Genomic DNA, 24,949 nt, shown 5'->3' on the forward strand with positions numbered 1-24,949 from the left:
CTACCCCTTCGTCACTTCGTGCGCGACTGCCGCCGTGGCGGCGACGTGATCCAGCATCGGACGTAACCCGCCAGCGCTCGTGCCGGCAACCGCATCGTCTGTGCTGGAGGACTGCGCGTCGGTGGTCTCATTGTCCTGGTCGCGACCGACATGACTACCTTGCCATGCCGATGACCCCCAGACGAAGAATTCCACATTGCCGTGCGGACCCGGTAGGTCGCTGCGGGAGATGTGGTGGATCGCGAGCCCAGCGGCGCGCATTGCCGTCATGACTTGCTCGACGGCCGCCGCGCGGTCGCTCAGGTCAGTCACTACGCCATGCTTGCCCAGGCGCCCGCGTCCCACCTCGAACTGAGGCTTGACCATGAGGACGAAGTCCGACTGGCGGGCAACTGTCCCCACGATCGCGGGGATGACCATGGTGAGGGAGATGAAAGAAAGGTCGGCGACTACCAGGTCGGTGTCCTCGCGCAGGCTGCCCTTCTCGAGGTCGCGGACGTTGACGTCCTCGACAACGGACACCCGGTCGTCGGCACGGAGCTGCTTGGCGATTTGGCCGTGCCCCACGTCCACCGCGGTGACGTGGGCGACGTCGCGCTCCAGCAGCACCTGAGTGAAGCCTCCGGTGGAGGCCCCCGCGTCAAGAGCGACTCGACCCGCCACGGAGAGTCCGAGCGGTGCGCAAGCATCTAGCGCGCCGATCAACTTGTGGGCCGCGCGGGATACGTAGTGATCGCTGGGACCGGTCAGCTCGATCGCCGCGTCGTCAGCGACGTTCAGGGACGCCTTGGACACTACCGAGCCATCCAGCAAAATCACGCCAGAGGCGATGAGCGTCTGCGCGTGAGTTCGCGAACGAGCCAGCCCGCGGTCGACGACCGCAAGGTCGAGGCGCATCGAGCGGTTAGGAATCCTCGCGCAGCCGCGAAGCGAGCGCGTCCTGCACCTTGTCGAAGAACTCTGCCTGCTCGTCAAGGTCGTCGGGAAGTTCAGTCACCGCTTTGAGTGCCTCTCGAACCTCGGTCGGATATTCGACCTGGCCCAGCGTCTCGCGGGAATCGTTGATGTCAGCCATGTTCAGAAGGCTACTCCCAGGTGGGGCAAGGTCTCAACCACTATCTTCTCCCCCGCATCGGCCGCCGCCCATGCCGCGACACACGCGGCACGCACCCGGTCGATGGCGGAGCCGCCGTCCACGAGGAGGTGGCCGCCGGTCACGCGTGCGCGGGCCTCGCCGACGTGCGCCCAATGTCCGCTCACGCTGGGCTCCGGGTGGATCTCGGAAAGCACGGAAAGATCCGCGCCGATGAAGCTGGGTCGCTGATCCGCAGGCGCAAGTAGCGCGTCGCGTGCGTCGTTGACGCCCGTCAGCACCATGAGTCCGGGCATGTTCGCCGCGCGCGCACCCTTCAGGTCAGTGTCGAGACGGTCGCCGATGGCGAGCGGACGCTTGGCATTCAGACGTTCCGCAGCCATGTGGAACATCGCGGGCTCCGGCTTGCCTGCGGCGAGCGGGGTCACTCCCGTGGCCCTGGCGACCACCGCTACTAGGGCGCCGTTGCCGGGGGCCATACCGCGATTGGTCGGAAGCGACATGTCGAGGTTGGTGGCGAAGAAACGCGCGCCGCCGTGGATGGCGTACGTCGCCTCCGCAAATTCACGCCAGCCGATGTCCGGCGAGTAGCCCTGGATCACGGCCACCGGCGCGTCGTCGGCGCTGCTCACCACGGTGTAACCCGCCGCGGTCACGGCCGTGCGCAGGCCCTGCCCGCCGATCACGAGCACGCGCGAACCGTTCGCGATGTGCTCGGTGAGCATCAGGGCGCCGGCCTGTGCGGCGGTCATGACCTCTTCGACGCTGGTCGGGATCCCGAGGCTGGTGAGCTGACCGGAAACGTCCTCGGGCTCACGGCTCGCGTTGTTGGTCACGAACACCAGTTCCATACCCGCCGCGCGCGCCGCGGCGAGCGCTGGGGGCGCGGAGGGAATCGCGTCAGGGCCCTTGTACGCGACTCCGTCGAGGTCGACCAGCGCGACGTCGTAGTACTCCTGCAGCGGCTTCGTCGAGCCGATCAGCGTTGCCTCAGACATCCTGTTCTCCGTCTTCTTTGCCTTGCACAGCTTCAGTGGTCGTCGCTTCGTCTGCGTCCGCGACCGCACCCGTGGAGTCTACGAGGTCGTCGGTGTCCCCGGTGGTCTCGTCGTTGAGTTCTTGTGGTTCGGGGATTACTTCGGGTTCGGGGAGTTCTTCGGTGTCGTAGAGGTAGATTTCGTCGGCCCAGGTGGGGTCGTCGTTGTTGGTGGTGGGGGTGGTGGTGTTTTGGAGGGTGTTGGCTTCTTTGTCGCGTCCGAGTTTGTGCAGGATGGTGATTTTGGCTTCGTTGATGCGGTTTTGGGACTCGGGGTTTTTGGTGGTGAGGCGGTTCAGGGTCAGGAGGGCTGCTTCGAGGTTTCCCATGTCGGTGCGGGCGCCGGCGATCACGATCTGCAGCTCGATGGTGGTGTCGGGGTCGAGTGTTTTTGCTTCTGGCTCTTGTGCCAAAGCGATGGCGCGTTCGGGGCGCCCCAAACCGCGTTCGCAGTCGGCCATGAGGGGGAGGTGTTCGGAGGAGCCGTTCAGGCGCCGAACGGTGCGGAACTCGCGCAAAGCGTCGGCGTAGTGGCCGGAGGCGTAGGCGGTCAGTGCTGCGGCTTCGCGCACGATGTCGACGCGTCCTCCGCGGGCGACGGCTACTTGGGCGTGTTGGTAGGCGCGTTCGGGGTCAATATCGATCAGTCGGCCGGCCATGATGAGGTGGCGGGCGACGTCTTCGGCGTTGTCTTTAGACAAGGTGCGCAGGCGTGCGCGGGCGGGCTTGTCCAACAGGTCAAACGTGACCTCGTCAGGAATCTCCGGCGCAACAATGGGGGCCTTACGAACTAGGCCTTCATTGCGGGGCGGGCGGTCCTCCTCCACGTTGGAAGCTCCACCCTTACCCAAATAGCCGCTGCGAGGCGTAGCGCCACGGGCGTTGGCGGGGTTGCCCTGATAGCCCGACTTTGCCGGACCACCCGAACCACCACGGGCGTTAGCGGGGTTGCCCTGGTAACCCGACTTTGCCGGGCGATCAGCTGAACCACCATGGGCGTTCGCCGGATTGCCTTGGTAACCACCGGTGCTGCCGGAGCCGCCGCGAGCGTTCGCGGGGTTGCCCTGGTATCCACCCGCGCTGCCGGAGTTGCCGCGAGAGTTTTCGGGTCGGCCTTGGTAGCCGCCTTGTGTGCCACGAGAGTCGTTGCGAGAGTCATTACCGCGCTCGTTCGAGGGGCGGCCTTGGTAGCCGCTGCCGCCGGTGTTGCCGGCGCCGCCGCGAGAGTTCTCGGGCTTGCCCTGATAACCACCGGATCCGCCACGAGAGGTGTTTCCTCGATCGTTGGCGTCGGTGTTGCGTGACATGTCACGTCTGTTATTGGGGTGGCCTTTGTAGCCCCCACCGCCAGAGGTGCGGGGGGCAGAGCTTCCCGTGGTGGGAGAACTGTTCAGTGGACGCGTTGTTGAGCTGTCGTTACTACTGCCGCGGGTTTCACCACCAGTGTTGTTCTGGTTGCTACTGGACCCTGCCGCGGTGGTGCGGGTGGGTCGGGTGTAGCTGGTGGTTTTGGGGGTGCGGTCCGACGAGGCGGTATCGGAGCGTGGCGTAGCCGCAGGCTTGTCGGAGTCCTTGTGGGGGTTTCCGTTGGCTGGGGGTCGAGTTTCCTCGGGTGCCATGATGCTCCGTCCGTGAAGTTTTCTTAATATGAGGCCTGTGGCGACACTGTCTTTTAGCGTAGCCGTGCCTCATGGACAGCCTCGCTTCCCCTTCTTTTTGGTGGGGGAATGACGAAAGGCCGCCCAGCGTTGGGCGGCCTTTCGTGTAAAGGATGTCCCGCAACGACCTACTCTCCCACACCGTCACCAGTGCAGTACCATCGGCGCAGGGAGGCTTAGCTTCCGGGTTCGGAATGGAGCCGGGCGTTTCCCTCCCGCTATGGTTGCGGAAACTCTATGGAGATATCAATCTAGTTTCCTAGATTTTCGGTTTCCCGACCGTATCTCGGGAACCGCACAGTGGACGCGTAGCATAATTAAATGAAGTTAAGTTATTGGCCTATTAGTACCGGTCAGCTTCAAGGGTCTTTAGTCCCCTCTTCCACATCCGGCCTATCAACCCAGTGGTCTGCTGGGGGCCTTCAGGACCGAAGTCCATGGAAATCTCATCTTGAGACCGGCTTCCCGCTTAGATGCTTTCAGCGGTTATCCGTTCCAAACGTAGCCAACCAGCCGTGCTCCTGGCGGAACAACTGGCACACCAGAGGTTTGTCCATCCCGGTCCTCTCGTACTAGGGACAGATTCTCTCAAATTTCCTGCGCGCGCAGCGGATAGGGACCGAACTGTCTCACGACGTTCTAAACCCAGCTCGCGTACCGCTTTAATGGGCGAACAGCCCAACCCTTGGGACCAACTCCAGCCCCAGGATGCGACGAGCCGACATCGAGGTGCCAAACCATGCCGTCGATATGGACTCTTGGGCAGGATCAGCCTGTTATCCCCGGGGTACCTTTTATCCGTTGAGCGCTGGCGCTTCCACATGCCACCAGCGGGTCACTAGTTCCGACTTTCGTCCCTGCTCGACCTGTCAGTCTCACAGTCAAGCTCCCTTGTACACTTGCACTCGCCACCTGATTGCCAACCAGGCTGAGGGAACCTTTGAGCGCCTCCGTTACTTTTTGGGAGGCAACCGCCCCAGTTAAACTACCCACCAGGCACTGTCCCTGATCCGGATTACGGACCGAGGTTAGATATCTAGAATGATCAGAGTGGTATTTCAACAATGACTCCACTAATACTGGCGTATCAGCTTCAAAGTCTCCCACCTATCCTACACAAACCACACCAAATACCAATACCAAGCTATAGTAAAGGTCCCGGGGTCTTTCCGTCCTGCTGCGCGTAACGAGCATCTTTACTCGTAATGCAATTTCGCCGAGTTCGCGGTTGAGACAGCAGAGAAGTCGTTACGCCATTCGTGCAGGTCGGAACTTACCCGACAAGGAATTTCGCTACCTTAGGATGGTTATAGTTACCACCGCCGTTTACTGGGGCTTAAATTCTGAGCTTCGCCTTGCGGCTAACCCTTCCTCTTAACCTTCCAGCACCGGGCAGGCGTCAGTCCGTATACATCGTCTTGCGACTTCGCACGGACCTGTGTTTTTAGTAAACAGTCGCTTCTCTCTGGTCTCTGCGGCCTTCGAACGCTCAGGAAGCAAGTTCCTTCACGCCTCAGGCCCCCCTTCTCCCGAAGTTACGGGGGCATTTTGCCGAGTTCCTTAACCACGATTATCTCGATCGCCTTAGTATTCTCTACCTGATCACCTGAGTCGGTTTGGGGTACGGGCGGCTAGAACCTCGCGCCGAGGTTTTTCTTGGCAGCATAGGATCACCGATTTCCAGCTATTGCTGTCATCATCAGGTCTCAGGCTATGTGAGTCGCGGATTTGCCTACGACTCGCCCTACACCCTTAAACGTGGTCTACCATCGCCACGCTCGGCTACCTTCCTGCGTCACCTCTGTTAATACGCTTGCTTACTACAGACTCGGGTTACGCGTTCCACAGACATTCCCCCGAAGGGTTCAGCTGCTTCAGGCGCTTAGCATTATCTGATTCTGCATGGGCGGTTCTTCGCCGGTACGGGAATATCAACCCGTTGTCCATCGACTACGCCTGTCGGCCTCGCCTTAGGTCCCGACTTACCCAGGGCGGATTAACCTGGCCCTGGAACCCTTGATCATTCGGCGGACGGGTTTCTCACCCGTCTTTCGCTACTCATGCCTGCATTCTCACTCGTGTAGCGTCCACCGCTGGGTCACCCCGCGACTTCACTCGCTACACGACGCTCCCCTACCCATCCATACGCTTGGACCCCTAAGGGCCATGCTGATGTATAAATGACACAACTTCGGTGGTGTACTTGAGCCCCGCTACATTGTCGGCGCGGAATCACTTGACCAGTGAGCTATTACGCACTCTTTCAAGGGTGGCTGCTTCTAAGCCAACCTCCTGGTTGTCTGGGCAACTCCACATCCTTTCCCACTTAGTACACGCTTTGGGACCTTAGTTGGTGCTCTGGGCTGTTTCCCTCTCGACTATGAAGCTTATCCCCCACAGTCTCACTGCTGCGCTCTCACTTACCGGCATTCGGAGTTTGGCTGACGTCAGTAACCTGGTGAGGCCCATTAGCCATCCAGTAGCTCTACCTCCGGTAAGAAACACGCAACGCTGCACCTAAATGCATTTCGGGGAGAACCAGCTATAACGAAGTTTGATTGGCCTTTCACCCCTATCCACAGCTCATCCCCTCCATTTTCAACTGAAGTGGGTTCGGTCCTCCACGCGGTCTTACCCGCGCTTCAACCTGGCCATGGATAGATCACTTCGCTTCGGGTCTAGAGCATGCGACTCTGGCGCCCTATTCGGACTCGCTTTCGCTACGGCTTCCCCACACGGGTTAACCTTGCCACATACCACTAACTCGCAGGCTCATTCTTCAAAAGGCACGCTGTCACCCCTGCTAGGGAGGCTCCAACGGATTGTAAGCACACGGTTTCAGGTACTATTTCACTCCCCTCTCGGGGTACTTTTCACCTTTCCCTCACGGTACTGATTCACTATCGGTCTGTAGGTAGTATTTAGGCTTACGAAGTGGTCTTCGCGGATTCACACGGGATTTCTCGGGCCCCGTGCTACTTGGGATGACTCTCAGGAGTCTACGAAATTTCGTCTACGGGGGTTACACCCTCTATGCCGGGCCTTTCAATGCCCTTCGACTATCACGCAGATTTTTGACTCCTTGGTAGATCGGCAGATCCACCCGAAAGGTCCCACAACACCGCTAACGCAACGCCTGCCGGCTATCACACGCTAACGGTTTGGCCTTTTCCGCTTTCGCTCGCCACTACTCACGGAATATCTCTTCCTGTCGGTACTGAGATGTTTCACTTCCCGACGTTCCCTCTACTCGCCCTATGTGTTCAGGCGAGAGTCACTGGACATGACTCCAGCGGGGTTTCCCCATTCGGACATCCTCGGATCAAAGCTTGTTTGCCAGCTCCCCGAGGCTTTTCGCAGGCTACAACGTCCTTCTTCGGCTCCTACAGCCAAGGCATTCACCATGTGCTCTTAAAAACTTAACTTACATTCGAATTTGCATTCAAATTTAAAGATGCTCGCGTCCACTGTGCAGTTCTCAAGGTACGGGCGGTCCTACCTTCATTCGACGCCTACCTCACGCAGCAATAATGCAGCTTCGAGGTGGTTCATCCGAATCCGATAGTCCGTCCAGCCTGTCTTTCGACTGGCCTGAGTTTCGTAGCTTTCGCCCGATCCCTCAGGACCCAACAGTGTGCCATGCAGTCACTACCCAGAGCCTCAACCGTTCCAACCCGAAGGTGTACTAAGCGAAACTCTCTCGAGCAGCTGCCATAGTCGATGTTCCATCCATGAGCACTCGCCGCTCTACATTGAGAACGAAACGAGTTCCTGGACACCCGAGGGTGCCAAGTGCTCCTTAGAAAGGAGGTGATCCAGCCGCACCTTCCGGTACGGCTACCTTGTTACGACTTAGTCCCAATCGCCAATCCCACCTTAGACAACTCCCTCCCTTGCGGGTTAGGCCGTTGGCTTCGGGTGTTACCGACTTTCGTGACTTGACGGGCGGTGTGTACAAGGCCCGGGAACGTATTCACCGCAGCGTTGCTGATCTGCGATTACTAGCGACTCCAACTTCATGAGGTCGAGTTGCAGACCTCAATCCGAACTGAGACCGGCTTTTTGGGATTCGCTCCACCTTACGGTATCGCAGCCCTTTGTACCGGCCATTGTAGCATGCGTGAAGCCCAAGACATAAGGGGCATGATGATTTGACGTCATCCCCACCTTCCTCCGAGTTGACCCCGGCAGTCTCCTATGAGTCCCCACCATAACGTGCTGGCAACATAGAACGAGGGTTGCGCTCGTTGCGGGACTTAACCCAACATCTCACGACACGAGCTGACGACAACCATGCACCACCTGTATACAGCCCCGAAGGACTCCCTATCTCTAGGGATAAACCGTATATGTCAAGCCTTGGTAAGGTTCTTCGCGTTGCATCGAATTAATCCGCATGCTCCGCCGCTTGTGCGGGCCCCCGTCAATTCCTTTGAGTTTTAGCCTTGCGGCCGTACTCCCCAGGCGGGGCACTTAATGCGTTAGCTGCGACGCGGAACTCATGGAAAGAGCCCCACATCTAGTGCCCACCGTTTACGGCATGGACTACCAGGGTATCTAATCCTGTTCGCTCCCCATGCTTTCGCTCCTCAGCGTCAGTTATGGCCCAGAGACCTGCCTTCGCCATTGGTGTTCCTCCTGATATCTGCGCATTCCACCGCTACACCAGGAATTCCAGTCTCCCCTACCATACTCTAGTCTGCCCGTACCCACTGCAGATCCGAGGTTGAGCCTCGGACTTTCACAGCAGACGCGACAAACCGCCTACGAGCTCTTTACGCCCAATAATTCCGGACAACGCTTGCGCCCTACGTATTACCGCGGCTGCTGGCACGTAGTTAGCCGGCGCTTCTTCTGTAGGTACCGTCACTTTCGCTTCTTCCCTACTGAAAGGGGTTTACAACCCGAAGGCCTTCATCCCCCACGCGGCGTCGCTGCATCAGGCTTTCGCCCATTGTGCAATATTCCCCACTGCTGCCTCCCGTAGGAGTCTGGACCGTGTCTCAGTTCCAGTGTGGCCGGTCGCCCTCTCAGGCCGGCTACCCGTCGTCGCCTTGGTGAGCCATTACCTCACCAACAAGCTGATAGGCCGCGAGTCCATCCCAGACCGAAAAACTTTCCAGACAATGACCATGCGGTCTCGTCTCGTATCCGGTATTAGACCTCGTTTCCAAGGCTTATCCCAGAGTCTGGGGCAGGTTACTCACGTGTTACTCACCCGTTCGCCACTGATCAAGAGGAGCAAGCTCCTCTGTCACCGTTCGACTTGCATGTGTTAAGCACGCCGCCAGCGTTCGTCCTGAGCCAGGATCAAACTCTCCGTTAATGTTTAATAGCAACCCGCCGAAGCGGTTCACAGACAAACGAAGTGGTTCCGAAGAACCGTTTAATCTCTAGCAAATTACAAATGTCACTGACATTCATTTCTTTACCAAAGGTATTCAGCATCACACCCACCAGAACCGAAGGTCCTAATCAATGCAACACCAAACAATTTGGCATCGACTTATGTGGCACACTGTTGAGTTCTCAAGTTTCGGACGCGCACCTCCACACACTCTTCCGAGTCTGTTTTGGGGCAACCCTTCTATCTTACACCCTTTATTCCTCGCTGTCAACTTACCGATTCGGTATGTTTCCAACTTGGAGGGCCCCCAACCTTACATCACAGCGGGCGCGCTAGCGACCACCGTTTTGCCTGGTTGAGTGTTGTCTCTTGGACTTCCCGCGGCCTTCTTCAGTCCTGCGGTAAAGCGTCCCGTCTTTGGCAACAAGGAAGACATTACGGGGAAGTTACGGTCTCGTCAAATCTCGAAACATTCGGGCGTGTCGCGGGTGAATCCCCTGGTAATACCGACTTCGGTGCATGAACATCGGGTAACCGAGGGTCATACGACCCGAATCATTCCCAAAGTTTTTTTGCCACGCCTGACCACAAACCAGCCACCCGCCAGCGCGTCCGCCTTCGCGACCACCGCATCGGCGTCCGTGACCTTGATGTTGTTGACGTAGGCGCCACCCTCGGCGATGGCTCGGCGGGCCGCAGATTTGGACTCCACGACGCCGGCTAGGACCAGAGCGTCGACCACCATCACGCCCTCCTCAACGTCGACTCCGCCGATTTCCGCTGCGCAGCCATCCAGGGTCTGCTGGTCGAGCCCTATCAGCTCTCCCCTGCCAAAGATGGCCTGCGATGCCTCGACCGCCGCGTCAGCTGCGTCCGTCCCGTGAACCAGCGCGGTCACGTCGTACGCGAGCGTCTTCTGGGCCTCTCGCCTGAAAGGCTCCTCCGCAACCTTGACCTCGAGCGCCGCGATCTCGTCCTGCGTCCGGAACGTGAAGTACTTGAGGTACTGCACGACGTCGCCATCGGCGCTGCCCAGCCAGAACTGGTACATCGAGTAGGGGGACGTCATCGCCGCATCTAGCCAGATCGCCCCGCCCTCGGTCTTTCCGAACTTGGTCCCGTCCGCCTTGGTCACCAGTGGCGTTGCCAAGGCGTGCGCGTGCGCGCTCTCCGACTTACGGATCAACTCGGTCCCGCCCAGCAGATTGCCCCACTGATCCGAGCCACCGGTCTGTAACGTGCAGCCGTACCGCTTGAAGAGCTCGAGGTAGTCCATTGCCTGCAGGACTTGGTAGCTGAACTCCGTGTACGAGATTCCGTCGTCGGAATTGAGCCGGCGCGACACGGTCTCCTTCGCGAGCATCGTGCCCATGCGGAAGTGCTTGCCCACGTCGCGGAGGAACGCGATCGCGTCCATCTCCTTGGTCCAGTCGTAGTTGTTGACCATACGAGCGGCGTTGTCGCCCTCGAAGCTCATGAGCGGCTCTATCTGCCCGCGGATGCGCTCCACCCATTCGTGAACGACCTCTACGGGGTTGAGGGTGCGCTCTCCTGACATGCGCGGGTCGCCGATCAGACCGGTAGCCCCGCCCACTAGAAGCAGGGGCTTATGGCCCGCATCCTGGAACCTGCGGACGGTGAGCACCTGCATCAGGTTGCCCACGTGCAGACTGGGTGCGGTGGGGTCGAACCCGCAGTACAGCGTGACGGCCCCTTCGTCCAGAGCCTTGCGTAGGGCTGAGTCGTCGGTGGTCTGGGAGATTAGCCCGCGCCAGGCGAGCTCGTCGAGGATATTCGTCATGATGCCTTCATTGTGCCAGGGGAAAGCACCCTCGCCTCAAGGCCGGGACAGTTCCAAGCCGGTCGGGCGGCGCGACGCGCGCAATCACGCCTCCGGTATGGGCGCAGCGCCGTCAATCTCGAGGTGGGCGCCTACGCGCGTCTGCTGTGCGTCATGGTGGATCAGTTCTAGAACCTGCCAGCGTTCCCAGTCGGCTCGCATACCCTCGCCGTCTCGCTCGATTCCGCGGCTTAGCCTCTCGGACCACGGCGCCTCGACATAGATGACGAGCGAGGCAAACGGCCGGGCGGCCCGCTGTGCGACGCCGACCCCCTCGATGATGAGGAACGGCGCACCCGGGACCTCGATGGTGTCTCCCCGGCGCGACGCGTGCCAGTCCCAAGCAGCGAACGATGCCGCCTCGCCACGAGCCATCGGCTCCAGGATCTGGGTACCGAGCACCGGCCACATCGAGTCGAGTCCATCCCAGCCCTCGTAGATGTCGTCGCCGTGGACCACCTGCGCACCCAGAACGCTGCCCAGCCGGCCCGCGAGGGTCGTCTTGCCGGAGCCCGCGGGACCGTCAATCAGGACTAGACGCGTCTCGTCGAGGTGAGGATCGCGGCTACGGACCTCCGCGGCGAGGTCCGCGATGCTCGGGTTGGCCATACGCCCAGGATACGGTGGCGATCCGCTTCCTTCCGTCTCCCACGTGCACCACCTGTTCACAGCGGCAGGCGGCCAGCCCCGACGCACCCGGCTTGCAACCGCAACGTGAACGTAAGAGTGACTCAACTCGCTTCACCAACCACCACGTGAACGCACGAGGTTCAAGGAAGAGGGAAGGCCGGATGGGGCGGTGCTAGCCGACCTTCACCGTGCGGGTGGCCTTCGTGAAGCCTGCCAGGGTGTCCTCATTCGGCAGCTCGCACAGTCCAGGAGCCGTCGGGATCCGGATGAAACCATCCTCGAGCACGAACGGCGTGGTGATGTCCTGGGCGTAGAACCTACTCGAGGCGGAGATGTCGCCCGGCAGCGTGAAGCCGGGCATGCCAGCCAGCGCGGCGTTCGCGCCCCGGCCGATTCCCGTCTCCAGCATTCCGCCACACCACACCGCGGTGCCGTGGGCGCTGGCGACATCGTGGATACGCCGCGCCTCCAGGTAGCCACCCACCCGGGAGGGCTTGATATTGATGATCGCCGCGGCGCCCATCGAGATGGCGTCGGCCGCCGATGCCGCGCTCACCACGGACTCGTCCAGACACATGGGGGTGCGCATGACGCGGGCCAGTTCGGCGTGCTGACGCAGGTCATCCTCAGCGAGCGGCTGCTCTATCAGCAACAGGTCGTACGCGTCGAGCTTGGTCAGGTGCGCGGCGTCGACGAGGGTGTATGCGGCGTTCGCATCCACCTGCAGCGCCACGTCAGGGTGGGCCTCGCGCACCGCGCGGACCGGGTCCACGTCCCAGCCCGGCTTGATTTTGAGCTTGATCCGCTGGTAGCCCTCGTCGAGGTAGCCGTCGACCACATCGAGAAGGCGCGGCACCGAGTCCTGAATGCCCACCGACACTCCCGACGGCACGCGGTCCCGCGTCACGCCGAGGTATTCGGCGAAGGATATGCCGGCGGCGCGCAACTGCGCGTCGAGGATCGCCATCTCGAGCGCGGACTTCGCCATGCGGTGCCCGACGATCGGCTCGAGGTGCTTGCCGACTGTCTCCGCGGTGATGCCGCCGTCGCGCTGCGCCGCACCGAGAAGGGGCAGCAGGAACGTCTCGCTAACGTCCAGCACGCCGGCGTTGTACTCCTCGGAGTACACCGGCTCCGCTAGCGCGCCGCACTCGCCCCAGCCGGTGACCTGCGTGCCGTCGACCTCAGCGTTCACCTCGACCACGAGCATCTTGCGAGCCGTCTGGGTCGAGAACGATGTGGTGAAGGGCGTCACCAGCGGGATCTCGAGCGAGTGATACGTGACGGAGATGATCTTCAGGGTCATGGCGTTGGCCTTTCGACGAGGTAGCCGGTTGCGGGTTCAAATCCTGTGACACGCCAGCCGTCAGCGAGCAGCGGCGTCATCGTCTCGCGTAGCGCCGTCCGCCACGCCGATGCCTGGGCGGGGTCAGTCGCGCGCAGGCCCTCGATGTCCCGGGGGATGGCAAGCGTGACGTCGCCCGAGGCTGGAACGGGGTTGCGTCGAGGAGCACCATCGGGCGCGACGACGAGGGCGGGAGCGGCCACGGGCTCGTCGTGGCGGACGTCCCCGGTTCCCGCGCGTCGCAGGTCGGCGCCGGGGGTGCCCTCGGCTGAGGCTGAGTTCTGAGTGCTTCCGCACTGGTCGCCCGGAGGGCCGCCATGCTGGTCGGCGACCTGACCGCCACGAGGTATGGGGAGATACGGGCGGGTGAGGTGCCACCTGAGAACCGCGCGGTCACTCCCCTGACCGGCATTAATGCCGTCGGTCATCACTCCGTAGAAGTCGACCAGATACTCGTCGAAGTCCGCGCCCAGGCGGGTGAGGTTGATGTGTGCGTTGCGGGCTACCAACGGGTCGAACGTCCAGGTCACCTCGGTCACGCCGAGGTCGAGGCACCACGCGCGCTGGTGGAGCTTCATCGCGCGGCCGACGCCCGGGCGCTCGATGCCGGGTCGCACTCCGGCGACGTGGGAGTGCAGCGCGGTTCCGACCGGCTGTGCGAAGTACCCCGCGGCTGCCCCGAGCACAGCGTCACGGCCCGCACTGTCCCGGTTCGCCTTCTCCCCGTCCTCCCCGGACGCCACTTCTTCGTTGCTGTCCCCCGCGACCACTTCCGCATCTACCGCGACCACGGCGTACCCGCCGGTGTGAGCCAGCGAAATCAGCAGCGCCGCCTCCACGGGCCTGGCCTTCCAAATCTCCTCAAGGAGCGCCACCGCCGCCCACGCGTCGTCGACGCTGACGGTGCGCACCGAGACACCCGCCGCAGCGGCCGCGGTCCGGTAATCGGCCCAGGCCTCCTCTGCGGTGACCCCGGTGAGTGCACCAGTCACGAGCGATCGCCGCGCAGCACGTCCTGGATGAGCAGCGCCACTAGCGCCGTGCGGTGCGGCACTTGCGCCACCTCAACGTGCTCGGAGTCCGCGTGCGCTCCACCGCCAACGCCGCCCAGTCCGTCGAGGGTCGGCACGCCGATGCCCGCGGTGAAGTTGCCGTCGGAGGCGCCTCCCACCGCGACGTCGCGGAGCCCGGCGATCCCCGCGTCGGGCGCGAGCCTGACGGCGCGAGCGAACAGGCCCGCGGCACTGGCCAGTTCGAGAGGCGGCCTATTGACGCCTCCGGTCACGGTGATCGTGGCGCCGTCGAGCGCGGGAGAAAGCTCACGGATCTGTGAGTCGACGCGCTCGAGTTCAGCGGCCGTGCGCCCGCGGACGTCCACGTCGACGCTAGCCATGGCGGGAACGGTATTGGTGGTGGTGCCGATGCGCCCGCTGGTGGGGGTCACCGTCGTGCCAGCTTCGGGCGCGGAGAGGCCGGCGATCGCCGGAATCTGATGGGCGAGCTCGAGTCCCGCGTTGATGCCGGACTCCGGGTCCAGGCCCGCGTGCGAGGCGCGGCCGTTGGCGTGCACCGTGTACATCGACGTGCCCTTGCGCTCGGTCTTGAGGGAGCCGCCCGGGCCGGACGCCTCGAGGACAAAAACCGCGTCGCAGCCGCGGGCCTCGTCCTCCAGCAGCGCGCGCGAGGTCTGCGAGCCGACCTCCTCGTCGCCGGTGACCAGGATGGTGACGCCGTCTACGGCATCGGCTCCGTGTAGCTCCGCGAGCAAGGCGGTCGCGTGAGCCGCCTGCACCAGCCCGATCGCCATGTCGTAGCAGCCGGGGCCACGCAGGATGCCTCCCGTCACGTCAAACGGAATCGCGTCGAGGGTCCCGTGCGGCCACACGGTGTCGTGGTGGCCAAGCAGAAGGACGCGCCGGGGGCCGGCGCCAATGCGCCAGCGCAAATGGGTGACGCCGTCGATCACGATGCGGTCGGCGGTTGCGGCAATACCTGCCGAACGCAGGCGGTCGCCGAGCACTGTCTCGACCAGCGAGGCGCTGCGCGCGATCGCGTCGAGGTCTCCCGACGGCGACTCGAACTCGATGATCCGGGCGACGTCGAAGAGCATGTCGTCCAGTCGGTCATGACACGCGGTCAGCAGGGCGTTCGGCATGCACTCCATACTGCCAGCGATGACACGGCGGGGTTCACTTTGCGGACGCCGAACGCTTGGGACCCGCGGCGACAGCCAACCTGTGCGATCCCGAAGTACGGGGCGCACAGGCCGGCGGGCGGCTCGGCGAACGCCGTGTCGCTATTACGAAAACGCCTGGGCGGCTTTACGCAGCCGCCGCGGCGGTTCTACTCAGATGCGGGCCTGGTCCAGGGCCGGAAGTGCTTGACGCGGGCGCGGGCAGACTTGCCCTGCTCGATCACGCGGACGGGCGCGGTGCCGCCCACTCCGTCGCGCGCGGCGAGCGAGCCCTCCACGGTCAGCACCTCGAGCACACCCTCGTTCAGGTGCGGGGAGATCGCAGAAAGTTCCTGCGGCGTCATCTGGTGGAGTTCCTTGTCGCGCTTCTCGCATAGGCGCACGCAGGCGCCCGCGACCTCGTGGGCCTCGCGGAAGGGCACGCCCTGCTTGACTAGCCACTCGGCGATGTCGGTGGCGAGGGAGAACCCTGCGGGTGCGAGCTCAGCCATGCGCTCGGTCTGGAAGCGAAGGGTGCGCACCATGCCGGAGAACGCGGGCAGCAGCACCTCGAGGGTGTCGACCGCGTCGAACACCGGCTCGTGGACCTCTTGGATGTCACGGTTATACGCGAGCGGAAGACCCTTGAGGGTGGCCAGCAGTCCGGTCAGGTCGCCGATCAGGCGTCCCGCCTTCCCGCGTGCGAGCTCCGCGATGTCGGGGTTCTTCTTCTGCGGCATGATCGAGGAGCCGGTCGAGTACGCGTCGTCGAGCTTGGCGAAGCCAAATTCCACCGTCGCCCACGCGATGACTTCCTCGGAGATCCGCGAGAGGTCGATGCCGATCATGGCGGTCACCCACGAGAACTCGGCGATCACGTCGCGCGAGGCGGTCGCGTCGATCGAGTTCTCCATGGGGCCCTCGAAGCCCAGTTCCGTAGCGACGGCAGCGGGGTCGAGCCCCAGGGTCGAGCCCGCGAGAGCGCCGGCACCGTAGGGCGAGTACGCGGCACGCGCGTCCCAGTCGGTCAGCCGCTCGACGTCGCGCAGCAGCGGCCACGCGTGCGCCAGCAGGTGGTGACCCAGCGTCACCGGCTGGGCGTGCTGGAAGTGTGTACGCCCCGGCATCGGATCGTCGATGTGACGGTCCGCCTGCTCGAGCAGCGCGTCGACGACGTCGAGCACCTGCGAGCCGATGAGCCTCGCGTGGCGACGCAGGTACATGCGCGGTAGCGTGGCGATCTGGTCGTTTCGCGAGCGGCCAGCGCGCAGCTTGCCGCCGAGCTCGGTGCCGATCTTCTCGATCAGCAGACGCTCGAGCGCGCCGTGCACGTCCTCGTCGCTTGCGCTCACGAAGGCATTGCCCTCGCGCACATCCGTGCGCAGTGCCTCGAGCCCGGCGACCATGTCGACGGACTCCTGCGGGGTGAGCAGCCCGGCCTTCTCGAGCGCGTGCGCGTGGGCGATGGAACCGATGAGGTCCTCGTCCGCGTATCGCCAGTCGAAATGAGTTGACTTACTCAAGGCGGCTAGCGCCGCTGCGGGGCCGTCGTCAAAACGGGCCCCCCACAGCGCGCCCTCGTTCGTGCCGGACTGCTCTGACATGACTATCCCTTCAACCGCGCCTGGCGTGCGGCTGCCTGCTTGGCCGCAAGGCCGTAGATCTCGATGAAGCCGCGTGCTGCGCTCTGGTCGAACGCGTCGCCCTCATCGTAGGTCGCGAGGTTGAAGTCGTACAGACCGGTCTCGGAGCGACGGCCCGTCACGACGGCCTTGCCACCGTGCAGGTCCATGCGGATGTCTCCGTTCACGTACTGCTGGGTGTCGTTGATGAACGCGTCGAGCGAGTCCTTCAGCGGCGAGGTCCACATGCCTTCGTAGACCAGGTCGGTCCAGCGGTCGCTGACGGTCCGCTTGAAGCGGGCCTGGTCGCGCTCGAGGCACACGTTCTCGAGCTCGCGGTGAGCCTCGATCAGCGCGATCGCGCCCGGCGCCTCGTAGACCTCGCGGGACTTGATGCCCACGAGGCGGTCCTCGACGATGTCGATGCGGCCCACGCCCTGGGCGCCGGCACGCTGGTTCAGCTGCTCGATGGCCTGCAGCGGGGTGACGGTCACGCCGTCGATCGCCACGGGGATGCCCTCCCGGAACGTGATGATGACCTCGTCCGGCACCGGCGGGAAGGCCGGGTCGTCCGTGTAGTCGTACACGTCCTTGGTCGGCGCGTTCCAGATGTCCTCGAGGAAGCCGGTCTCGACGGCGCGGCCCCACACGTTCTGGTCGATCGAGAACGGGTTCTTCTTGGTGGTCACGATGGGGAGGTTGTGCTTCTCCGCGTACTCGATGGCGCGGTCACGCGTCAGCGCGAGGTCGCGAACCGGCGCGATGCACTTGAGGTCGGGAGCCAGTGACGTGATGCCCACCTCGAAGCGGACCTGGTCGTTGCCCTTGCCGGTGCAGCCGTGAGACACGGTGGTGGCGCCGAACTCGCGGGCGGCCTTGACGAGGTGAGACACGATCACGGGGCGTGACAGCGCCGAGACCAGGGGGTACTTGTCGTGGTACAGCGCGTTGGCCTTCAGGGCCGGCATGCAGTAGTCCTCGGCGAACTCGTCGCGAGCGTCGGCGACGTACGCCTCCACTGCGCCGCAGTCCAGCGCGCGCTGGCGAATGACCTCGAGGTCCTCGCCGCCCTGTCCCACGTCCACGGCGACGGCGATTACTTCCGCGCCCGTCGCATCGGCGATCCATCCAATGGCCACCGAGGTGTCCAGGCCGCCCGAGTAGGCGAGCACAATCCGTTCAGTCATTTCTCTTTACCTCTGTCTGCGTTAGTCGTTCGGTGTGGTCGTGCGGTGTTGTCTGGGGAGGCCATGTTCGGCCAGTTGGTGCGGGCCCGATGCGGTTCTTAGTGCATCGTGCCCGATGCTCGGTCAAGAAATCTCTGGGCGAGCGCGAGCCCGCCGTGGGGGTCGCGGGAGATCACCATGACGGTGTCGTCGCCCGCGACGGTGCCGACAATGTCGAGGTCGTCGTGCCCGTCGATAGCGCTCGCCAGGTACTGCGCGGCGCCCGACGGGGTGCGAATCACCGCGAGGTTCGCAGATCCATCCGCGCTGAAGAGCAACTCGCTGCACAGCCGCGACAGGCGCTGGTCCGAACTCTCGGAGGCCTCAGCCCCGTCGCCGACGGCGTAGACGTGCCCGCCCGCGACGGCCCGCACCTTGACTGCGCCGATGTCGACGAGGTCGCGCGACAGCGTCGCCTGGGTCACGGAAATCTCCGCGGCCTCAAGACGTGCGGCCAGGTCACCCTGCGAGCGAATGGGCTCGGTCTCGATGAGCCGCCTGATCAGCGCCTGACGCGCGGCCTTGGTGGCCGGAATCTTGGTCAGCGGGTTCACTGCTCCACCAGCCACGTCAGCAGCGCCTTCTGCGCGTGCAGGCGGTACTCCGCCTCCAGCCAGACGATGCTCTGGTCGCCGTCGATGACGTCGGCGGTGATCTCCTTGCCCCGGTACGCGGGCAGGCAGTGCAGCACGTGGGCACCCGGAGCCGCGAGGTCGAGCGTCGCCGCGTTGATCTGATAATCCTCGAAGACCGTCGTGCGCTGCTCGGACTGAGCCTCGTCGCCCATGGACACCCACGTGTCGGTGGCGACCACGTCGGCGCCGCGAACGGCGTCCTCGTTGCTGTGGGTCACTAGCACCGAGCCGCCGGTCTGCTCGGCGATCTGCTCCGCCTTGGCGACTACTTCAGGGTTGGGCAGGTAGCCCTCGGGGGTGCCGATGCGCACGTGCATTCCGGCGGTCACGCCGCCAAGCAGGTACGAGTTCGCCATGTTGTTCGCGCCGTCGCCCACGTAGGCAAAGTCGAGCCCCTGGAGCGCGCTGACCGAGCCGCGCTCGTCCGCGAGGGCCGCGAAGTCGGCCAGAATCTGGCACGGGTGAAAGAGGTCCGTCAGCGCGTTCACCACGGGAACCTGCGAGTGTGCCGCCATCTCCTCGATGCGTTCCTGACCAAAGGTCCGCCACACGATCGCGCTGACCTGGCGGTCCAGTACTCGCGCCGTGTCCGCGATCGACTCGCCGCGGCCCAACTGAGACGTCCGCGAGTCCATGATCAACGGGTAACCACCGAGCTCCGCGATACCCGTGGAGAAGGAGACCCGGGTGCGGGTGGAGGGCTTGTCGAAGATGACGGCCACGGCCTTGGGCCCCAGGAACGGCTGCTTGACGTAGCGGTCGTTGCGGAAGTCGAGCGCTAGTTGGAGAACCTCGCGCTGCTGTGCCGGGCTGAGGTCGTCGTCCCTCAGGAAGTGCTGAGTCACGCTCACTCCTGCCCTGCTGGGGATTCGTCGGGAGCGGCCGTCACCGCAATCGGGTGCACGCGGACGTACTCACTGAACCACTCGATGAAGGTGTCTGCCTCGGCGGTGGTGAGGTTGAGTGCTGGCGCGAGTCGAATGGTGTCGGGTGACGGCGGGTTGATGATGAAGCCGGCCTCGACCGCGGCAGCCGCGATCTGCGCGCTCACGGGCGCTGCGAGGCCGATGCCGAGCAGCAGTCCCTCGCCGCGCACCTCGGTGACGCCCGGCACCGCACCGAGCGACGTGCGCAGGTGCTCGCTGACGGTCTTGACGTTCGCGATGAGGTTTTCGTCTTCAATGGCACCCAGGGTCGCCAGCGCGACGGCGGCGCCGAGCGCGTTGCCGCCGAACGTGGTGCCGTGGTCGCCCTTGCCGAGCAGGTTTCCGGCCCGTTCGCCGAACGCGATGACGGCGCCCAGCGGGAAGCCCCCACCCAGTCCCTTGGCGAGCGTCATGACGTCGGGGGTGATGCCGTGCAACTGGTGCGCGAACCAGGCGCCGGTGCGCGCGACGCCCGTCTGGACCTCGTCCATGATGAGCAGCGCGTTGTGGCGCGACGTGAAGATGCGGGCCGCCGTCAGGAACCCGAGCGTCAGAGGACGGACGCCGGCCTCCCCCTGGATGGGCTCGATGATGATCGCGGCCAGGTCGTCGCCGGCCTCCGTCGCGGCAGCGCGGAGCGCCTCGACGTCGTCGGCCGGCACGAACACGACGCCCGCGGGCATCGGCGCGAAGGGCTCGCGAATCGCGGGCTTGTGCGTCATGGACAGGGCGCCCATGGTGCGGCCGTGAAAGCTTCCCTCGAGGGCGATGATGGTGCCCTTGCCCGTGCGCCGCGCCATCTTGAACGCGGCCTCGTTGGCCTCGGCCCCCGAGTTGGAGAAGAACACGCGAGAGCCCACCGGGGCGTGCGCGATTTCCAGCAACTTCTCGGCCAGCTCGATCTGCGGCCGGGTCGCGAAGAAGTTGGACGTGTGGGCGAGCGTCTGCGCCTGCTTAGTCAGCGCAGCGACCCACGCGGGGTGCGCGTGGCCGAGCGTGTTGACGGCGATTCCGCCGAGCAGGTCGAGGTACTTGTTGCCGTCGGCGTCCCAGACGTAGCTGCCCTCGCCGCGCTCGATGACGCGCATCGGCTGACCGTACGTGCCCATCAGCGCGTGGTTGTAGCGCTGTAGCTCGACTGCACCCTTTTCGAGGCCGGCGCCGCCGTGCTCGTAGGGAGGCTGCGCGGTCATGATGCCCACAGCTCGACGTCGTCGGGACGCACCATGGTGCCGATGCCGGAGGTCGTGAAGATCTCCGTCAGAATCGAGTGCGGCTCGCGCCCGTCGATGATGTGAGCGTGCGAGACGCCGCCGCGGACCGCCCGCAGGCAGGCCTCCATCTTGGGGACCATTCCCGAGGCCAGGGTCGGCAGCAGCTTCTCCACGTCGGTCGCGTGAATGCGGCGCACCAGCGAGGTGCGGTCGGGCCAGTTGGCGTACAGGCCCTCCACGTCGGTAAGCATGATGAGCTTCTTGGCGCGCAGCGCGACCGCGATCGCGGCGGCAGCGGTGTCCGCGTTCACGTTCAGCACTGTGGTGGGGTCATCGACGTCGGGCGCGACCGTGGACACCACGGGGATGCGGCCGGCGTGGATGATGTCCTCGACGGCGGCGGGGTTGACCTTGACGACGTCGCCGACTAGCCCGACGTCGACAGACTCGCCGTCGACTGTCGCCTTGCGGCGCTTGGCCTGGAGCAGGCCGGCATCCTCGCCGGAGAGTCCGACCGCGAGCGGGCCGTGGTCGTTGATGAGACCCACGAGTTCGCGCGAGACCGAGCCGGTGAGCACCATGCGCACCACGTCCATGGCCTCCGGGGTGGTCACGCGCAGGCCGCCACGGAACTCGGACTCGATGCCGAGCTTGGTCAGCATCTCCGAGATCTGCGGGCCGCCGCCGTGCACCACCACGGGGTACAGGCCCAGCAGTCGCAGGTGGACGACGTCCTGGGCGAACGCGCGCTTGAGCTCGTCGTCGATCATGGCGTTGCCGCCGTACTTGATGACGACGGTGGCGCCCTTGAAGCTCTCGATCCAGGGCATGGCGTCGATGAGGACGCCCACCTTCTGGTTGGCGCTCAGGTCGGGGAGATCAAAGTCATGGCTCATGATGAATATGCACTGTTCTCGTGGACGTAGTCGTGGGTGAGGTCGTTGGTCCAGATGGTGGCCTGGGCGTCGCCGGCGTGGAGGTCGAGTGTCACGAATACCTCGCGGCCGGTGAGGTCCACCAGGTCGCGGTCGTCCCCGACGCCAGATGCGCGGCACACGTGAATGCCGTTGACGTGGACGTCCAGGTTGGCCGCATCGAACGGCGCGACAGCCTCGGGCACAGTGCCCGCGGCGGAAATGATCCGGCCCCAGTTGGGGTCGTTGCCGAAGATCGCGGTCTTGAAGAGGTTGGAGCGCGCGATGGCGCGGGCAACTTCCTCCGCCGCGTGCTCAGTCGTGGCGTTGGTGACCGTCACGGAGATCTCGTGACCGGCACCCTCGGCGTCGGCGACGAGGCCGCGCGCCAGCTGAGCGCACACGTCGGTGAGGGCCGCGGCGAACTCCTGGGGCGAGGGCGTGACTCCCGATGCGCCGGAGGCCATCAGCAGCACCGTGTCGTTGGTCGACATGCAGCCGTCCGAGTCGACGCGATTCAGGGTGGTAGCGACCGCGCGGTTCAGTGCGAATTGTGCCGGCGCGGAATCCACCAACGCGTCCGTCGTAATCACGCACAGCATGGTCGCCATGCCGGGCGCGAGCATTCCGGCGCCCTTGGCCATGCCTCCCACAACCCAGCCGTCGCCGTCGGCGGTCGCGAGCTTGGGCACGGAGTCGGTGGTCATGATCGCGTGCGCGGCGTCGTCGCCGCCGTCCGCGGACAGGTCGGTGACGCTGCGGTCGACTCCGTCCAGCAGGTTGTCCATGTTGAGACGCACGCCGATGAGGCCGGTGGAGCAGACGGCCACGTCGGTGGCCGACAGCTCACGGCCAGCGGCCTGGAGCGCCTGGGCGGTGTGCTCCGCGGTGCGGTGCGTGTCGACGAAGCCCTCGGGCCCCGTCGCGGCGTTCGCTCCCCCGGAGTTAAGGATGACGGCGTCGATACGGCCGTCCGCGATGACCTCGCGCGACCAGGCGATCGGGGCGGCAAACACCCGGTTGGTGGTGAAAACCCCCGCGCCCACGTGGCTGGGCCCGTTGTTGACGACGAGCGCCACGTCCTTGGCTCCGGTCGACTTGAGGCCGGCGACTACGCCGGATGCCTCGAAGCCTTTTGCATAAGTAACGCTCATAGGTCTGCTCCTAGAATTGCACAGTCAACACGGGGACAGGTCAGCGCGCCCATCACGGCGCGACCCCGATGGTGGTGAGCCCGGTTGCTTCGGGTAGTCCCAGGGCCAGGTTCATGGACTGCAGCGCGGCTCCGGCCGTGCCCTTGACGAGGTTGTCGATGGCCGCCACGACGACTACGCGCCCGGCCTTCTTGTCCACGGTGACCTGGACTAGGACCGTGTTCGCGCCGAGCGTCGCCGCGGTGGTGGGCCACTGGCCCTCGGGGAGCAGGTGCACAAAGGGCTCGTCCGCATACGCGCTTTCCCACGCGGCGCGCACGGAGTCGGCGTCCGCTCCGGCGGCTAGGGGCGCGGTGACGGTCGCGAGGATTCCGCGGGCCATCGGCACGAGCACCGGGGTGAAGCTGATGCGCACGTCGTCCGCGCCGGCCACCTCGAGATTCTGAAGGATCTCGGGGATGTGGCGGTGCGTGCCACCCACCGCGTAGGGGCTGGCCGCGCCGAGGCCCTCCGACGCGAGCAGGTTGGTCGCGAGCTTCTTGCCCGCTCCCGAGTAGCCGACAGCCAGCACGGCAACTAGGTCGGTGGGGTCGATGACGCCCGCCGCGACGCCAGGCTGCATAGCGAGCGTGACCGCGGTGACGTTGCATCCGGGAACCGCGATGCGCTTGGTACCGAACAGGACGTCGCGCTGGTGGCCCCCGGCGGTGATCAGCTCGGGCATCCCGTACGGCCAGGTGCCCGAGTGGACTCCCCCGTAGTACTCGGCCCACGCATCGGCGCTGGCAAGTCGGTGGTCGGCGCCACAGTCGATCACGAGGGTCTCGGGCGGCAGCTGAGCCGCGATCTCTCCCGATGCGCCGTGCGGCAGTGCCAGCACCACGACGTCGTGACCGGCGAGGTTCTCCGCCGTAGTCGGCACGATGATGCGGTCGGCGAGCGGCCGCAGGTGCGGCTGATGCACGCCGAGCGCGTCTCCCGCGCTCGAGTGGGCCGTCAGCGCACCAAACTCCACGTCGGGGTGGGCGCTGAATACCCTAAGGACTTCGCCGCCGACATAGCCGGAGGCGCCTGATACTGCGACTGAAATCGTCATGCGTATAAATATACAGTGGTTTGCATGAAAGTGCGAGTAGCCCGCGCCGAGGGCCGACTCGGGACCGACCCCAGAAAGTCACGCATTTGTCACAAAGACCCGGCACAATGTTGACATGCGATACCTCCGCCTGCGCGTGATGCGCGAGACCGATGTCCCGGCCGTCACCGCGCTCAATAACGCGGCGGCGCCGGCGGTCAACCTGCTCGAGGAGTCGGAAGTCACCGCGGTCCTGTCCATGTGCGACGTCGCGCTCGTCGCGACGGACCACGACGGCGACGTGCTCGCGTTCCTGCTGAGCCTGGGCGGCGGACAGCCCTACGAGTCGGAGAACTACCAGTGGTTCGAGGCCAGGGGCGTGCGCCACCTCTACATCGACCGCATCGTCGTGGGTCCGGGGGCAAAGGGCACGGGAATTGGGCGCGCACTCTACGAGTCGGTGTTCGAGCGCGCCCGCGAGCGCGGAGCCACGGAGATCAACGCGGAGGTCAACGTGCGCCCACCCAATCCGGGATCCATCGCCTTTCACGAGAGGCTGGGGTTCAGGCAGTTGGCGGAGCAGGAGACCAAGGGCGGCACGGTGCGGGTGTGCATGCTCAGCCGCCACGTCTACTGACACTCGCCCCACCAACTGGCGCCATCCGTCGCGGCGGTCTGCGTGCTTGGCGCAACGAGGCCTTGCGGCCCACGCTGTTGCGAACGCTGCTCGTCCCGCTTAGCGTTGAATCATGAGCACCCCACCACCCGTCCCGCCAAGCGGCAACAATTCTTCCGATGCACTGAAGAAGGCACGGCAGCCGGCCGATGCGGCGACTACGTTCGGCATCATCGCGATGGCGTTCGGCCTCATTTCGATTTCAACAAGTGCGCTCGGCGCCATCGCCATCGCTATGGGCGTCCTCGGTCTGGTGTTCGCGCGGCGGGGCAATAGCAACGACTCCGACGAGCCGCGAGGGAAGAGCTGGCGACAGACCGCCGCCGCGTTCTCAGTGATCGGCATCGTGATGGGCACCGTGGGTCTGCTCTAGTCGATTGCGCTC

At 64.4% G+C, this 24,949-nt stretch carries 19 protein-coding genes and 3 rRNA genes; 2 read left to right on the forward strand and 20 right to left on the reverse strand.

Annotated features, from left to right (window positions below; all coding sequences use genetic code 11):
• The 20 genes from ACQU6B_RS07515 to argC form a co-directional block, all read right to left on the reverse strand.
• Entirely contained in the window at window positions 1–897 is an 897-nt protein-coding gene (locus ACQU6B_RS07515) for a TlyA family RNA methyltransferase (protein WP_430866929.1), read from the reverse strand.
• 7 nt (window positions 898–904) lie between these two features.
• Complete coding sequence (locus tag ACQU6B_RS07520) at window positions 905–1,075, reverse strand: hypothetical protein (protein WP_430866930.1); 171 nt, start codon at window positions 1,073–1,075, stop codon at window positions 905–907.
• Between the two features lie 2 nt (window positions 1,076–1,077).
• Window positions 1,078–2,091 (reverse strand): HAD-IIA family hydrolase, encoded by a 1,014-nt coding sequence (locus ACQU6B_RS07525; RefSeq protein ID WP_430866931.1) that lies wholly within the window; start codon window positions 2,089–2,091, stop codon window positions 1,078–1,080.
• Window positions 2,084–3,436, reverse strand: coding sequence for a hypothetical protein (locus ACQU6B_RS07530; protein ID WP_430866932.1), 1,353 nt, complete (start codon window positions 3,434–3,436; stop codon window positions 2,084–2,086). Before ACQU6B_RS07530 ends, ACQU6B_RS07525 begins: the two co-directional genes overlap by 8 nt.
• 466 nt (window positions 3,437–3,902) lie before the next feature.
• A 5S ribosomal RNA gene (gene rrf, locus ACQU6B_RS07535) occupies window positions 3,903–4,019 on the reverse strand.
• A 91-nt stretch (window positions 4,020–4,110) separates the two neighbouring features.
• Window positions 4,111–7,212, reverse strand: a 23S ribosomal RNA gene (locus ACQU6B_RS07540).
• A 378-nt stretch (window positions 7,213–7,590) separates the two neighbouring features.
• A 16S ribosomal RNA gene (locus ACQU6B_RS07545) occupies window positions 7,591–9,113 on the reverse strand.
• The 16S, 23S and 5S rRNA genes sit together here, the layout of an rRNA operon.
• A 562-nt stretch (window positions 9,114–9,675) precedes the next feature.
• Entirely contained in the window at window positions 9,676–10,935 is a 1,260-nt protein-coding gene (tyrS, locus tag ACQU6B_RS07550; protein ID WP_430866933.1) for a tyrosine--tRNA ligase, read from the reverse strand.
• Window positions 10,936–11,019: 84 nt separating this feature from the next.
• A complete protein-coding gene (locus ACQU6B_RS07555) occupies window positions 11,020–11,583 on the reverse strand; it encodes a uridine kinase (protein ID WP_430866934.1) in 564 nt (187 codons plus the stop codon).
• A gap of 193 nt (window positions 11,584–11,776) precedes the next feature.
• Window positions 11,777–12,910, reverse strand: a complete 1,134-nt coding sequence (gene menC / locus ACQU6B_RS07560; protein ID WP_430866935.1) for an o-succinylbenzoate synthase — start codon at window positions 12,908–12,910, stop codon at window positions 11,777–11,779.
• Window positions 12,907–13,941, reverse strand: a complete 1,035-nt coding sequence (locus ACQU6B_RS07565; RefSeq protein ID WP_430866936.1) for a hypothetical protein — start codon at window positions 13,939–13,941, stop codon at window positions 12,907–12,909. The genes menC and ACQU6B_RS07565 overlap by 4 nt, the downstream gene beginning before the upstream one ends.
• Window positions 13,938–15,104, reverse strand: a complete 1,167-nt coding sequence (locus ACQU6B_RS07570) for a M20/M25/M40 family metallo-hydrolase (RefSeq protein ID WP_430866937.1) — start codon at window positions 15,102–15,104, stop codon at window positions 13,938–13,940. The genes ACQU6B_RS07565 and ACQU6B_RS07570 overlap by 4 nt, the downstream gene beginning before the upstream one ends.
• A 188-nt stretch (window positions 15,105–15,292) precedes the next feature.
• A complete protein-coding gene (argH, locus tag ACQU6B_RS07575) occupies window positions 15,293–16,726 on the reverse strand; it encodes an argininosuccinate lyase (protein ID WP_430866938.1) in 1,434 nt (477 codons plus the stop codon).
• A 2-nt stretch (window positions 16,727–16,728) separates the two neighbouring features.
• Entirely contained in the window at window positions 16,729–17,931 is a 1,203-nt protein-coding gene (locus ACQU6B_RS07580) for an argininosuccinate synthase (RefSeq protein WP_430866939.1), read from the reverse strand.
• 98 nt (window positions 17,932–18,029) lie between these two features.
• Entirely contained in the window at window positions 18,030–18,539 is a 510-nt protein-coding gene (argR, locus tag ACQU6B_RS07585) for an arginine repressor (RefSeq protein WP_430866940.1), read from the reverse strand.
• On the reverse strand, window positions 18,521–19,450 hold the full coding sequence (argF, locus tag ACQU6B_RS07590) for an ornithine carbamoyltransferase (protein ID WP_430866941.1): 930 nt from the start codon (window positions 19,448–19,450) through the stop codon (window positions 18,521–18,523). The genes argR and argF overlap by 19 nt, the downstream gene beginning before the upstream one ends.
• A 2-nt stretch (window positions 19,451–19,452) precedes the next feature.
• Complete coding sequence (locus ACQU6B_RS07595) at window positions 19,453–20,724, reverse strand: acetylornithine transaminase (RefSeq protein WP_430866942.1); 1,272 nt, start codon at window positions 20,722–20,724, stop codon at window positions 19,453–19,455.
• Entirely contained in the window at window positions 20,721–21,641 is a 921-nt protein-coding gene (argB, locus tag ACQU6B_RS07600; RefSeq protein WP_430866943.1) for an acetylglutamate kinase, read from the reverse strand. Before argB ends, ACQU6B_RS07595 begins: the two co-directional genes overlap by 4 nt.
• Window positions 21,638–22,813, reverse strand: coding sequence for a bifunctional glutamate N-acetyltransferase/amino-acid acetyltransferase ArgJ (gene argJ, locus ACQU6B_RS07605; RefSeq protein ID WP_430866944.1), 1,176 nt, complete (start codon window positions 22,811–22,813; stop codon window positions 21,638–21,640). Before argJ ends, argB begins: the two co-directional genes overlap by 4 nt.
• 52 nt (window positions 22,814–22,865) lie before the next feature.
• On the reverse strand, window positions 22,866–23,909 hold the full coding sequence (gene argC / locus ACQU6B_RS07610; protein ID WP_430866945.1) for an N-acetyl-gamma-glutamyl-phosphate reductase: 1,044 nt from the start codon (window positions 23,907–23,909) through the stop codon (window positions 22,866–22,868).
• A 115-nt stretch (window positions 23,910–24,024) separates the two neighbouring features.
• Between argC and ACQU6B_RS07615 the strand changes: the two genes are divergently transcribed.
• Together ACQU6B_RS07615 and ACQU6B_RS07620 are read left to right on the forward strand one after the other, a co-directional pair.
• Window positions 24,025–24,525 carry a GNAT family N-acetyltransferase gene (locus ACQU6B_RS07615; protein WP_430866946.1) on the forward strand — a complete coding sequence of 167 codons (501 nt, stop codon included), beginning with the start codon at window positions 24,025–24,027 and terminating at the stop codon, window positions 24,523–24,525.
• Between the two features lie 112 nt (window positions 24,526–24,637).
• On the forward strand, window positions 24,638–24,937 hold the full coding sequence (locus ACQU6B_RS07620) for a hypothetical protein (RefSeq protein ID WP_430866947.1): 300 nt from the start codon (window positions 24,638–24,640) through the stop codon (window positions 24,935–24,937).
• The last annotated feature ends 12 nt before the right edge of the window (window positions 24,938–24,949 follow it).

Origin of the sequence: Demequina aurantiaca, assembly GCF_050598105.1 — a bacterium.
GTDB classification, from domain to species: Bacteria; Actinomycetota; Actinomycetes; order Actinomycetales; family Demequinaceae; genus Demequina; species Demequina aurantiaca_A.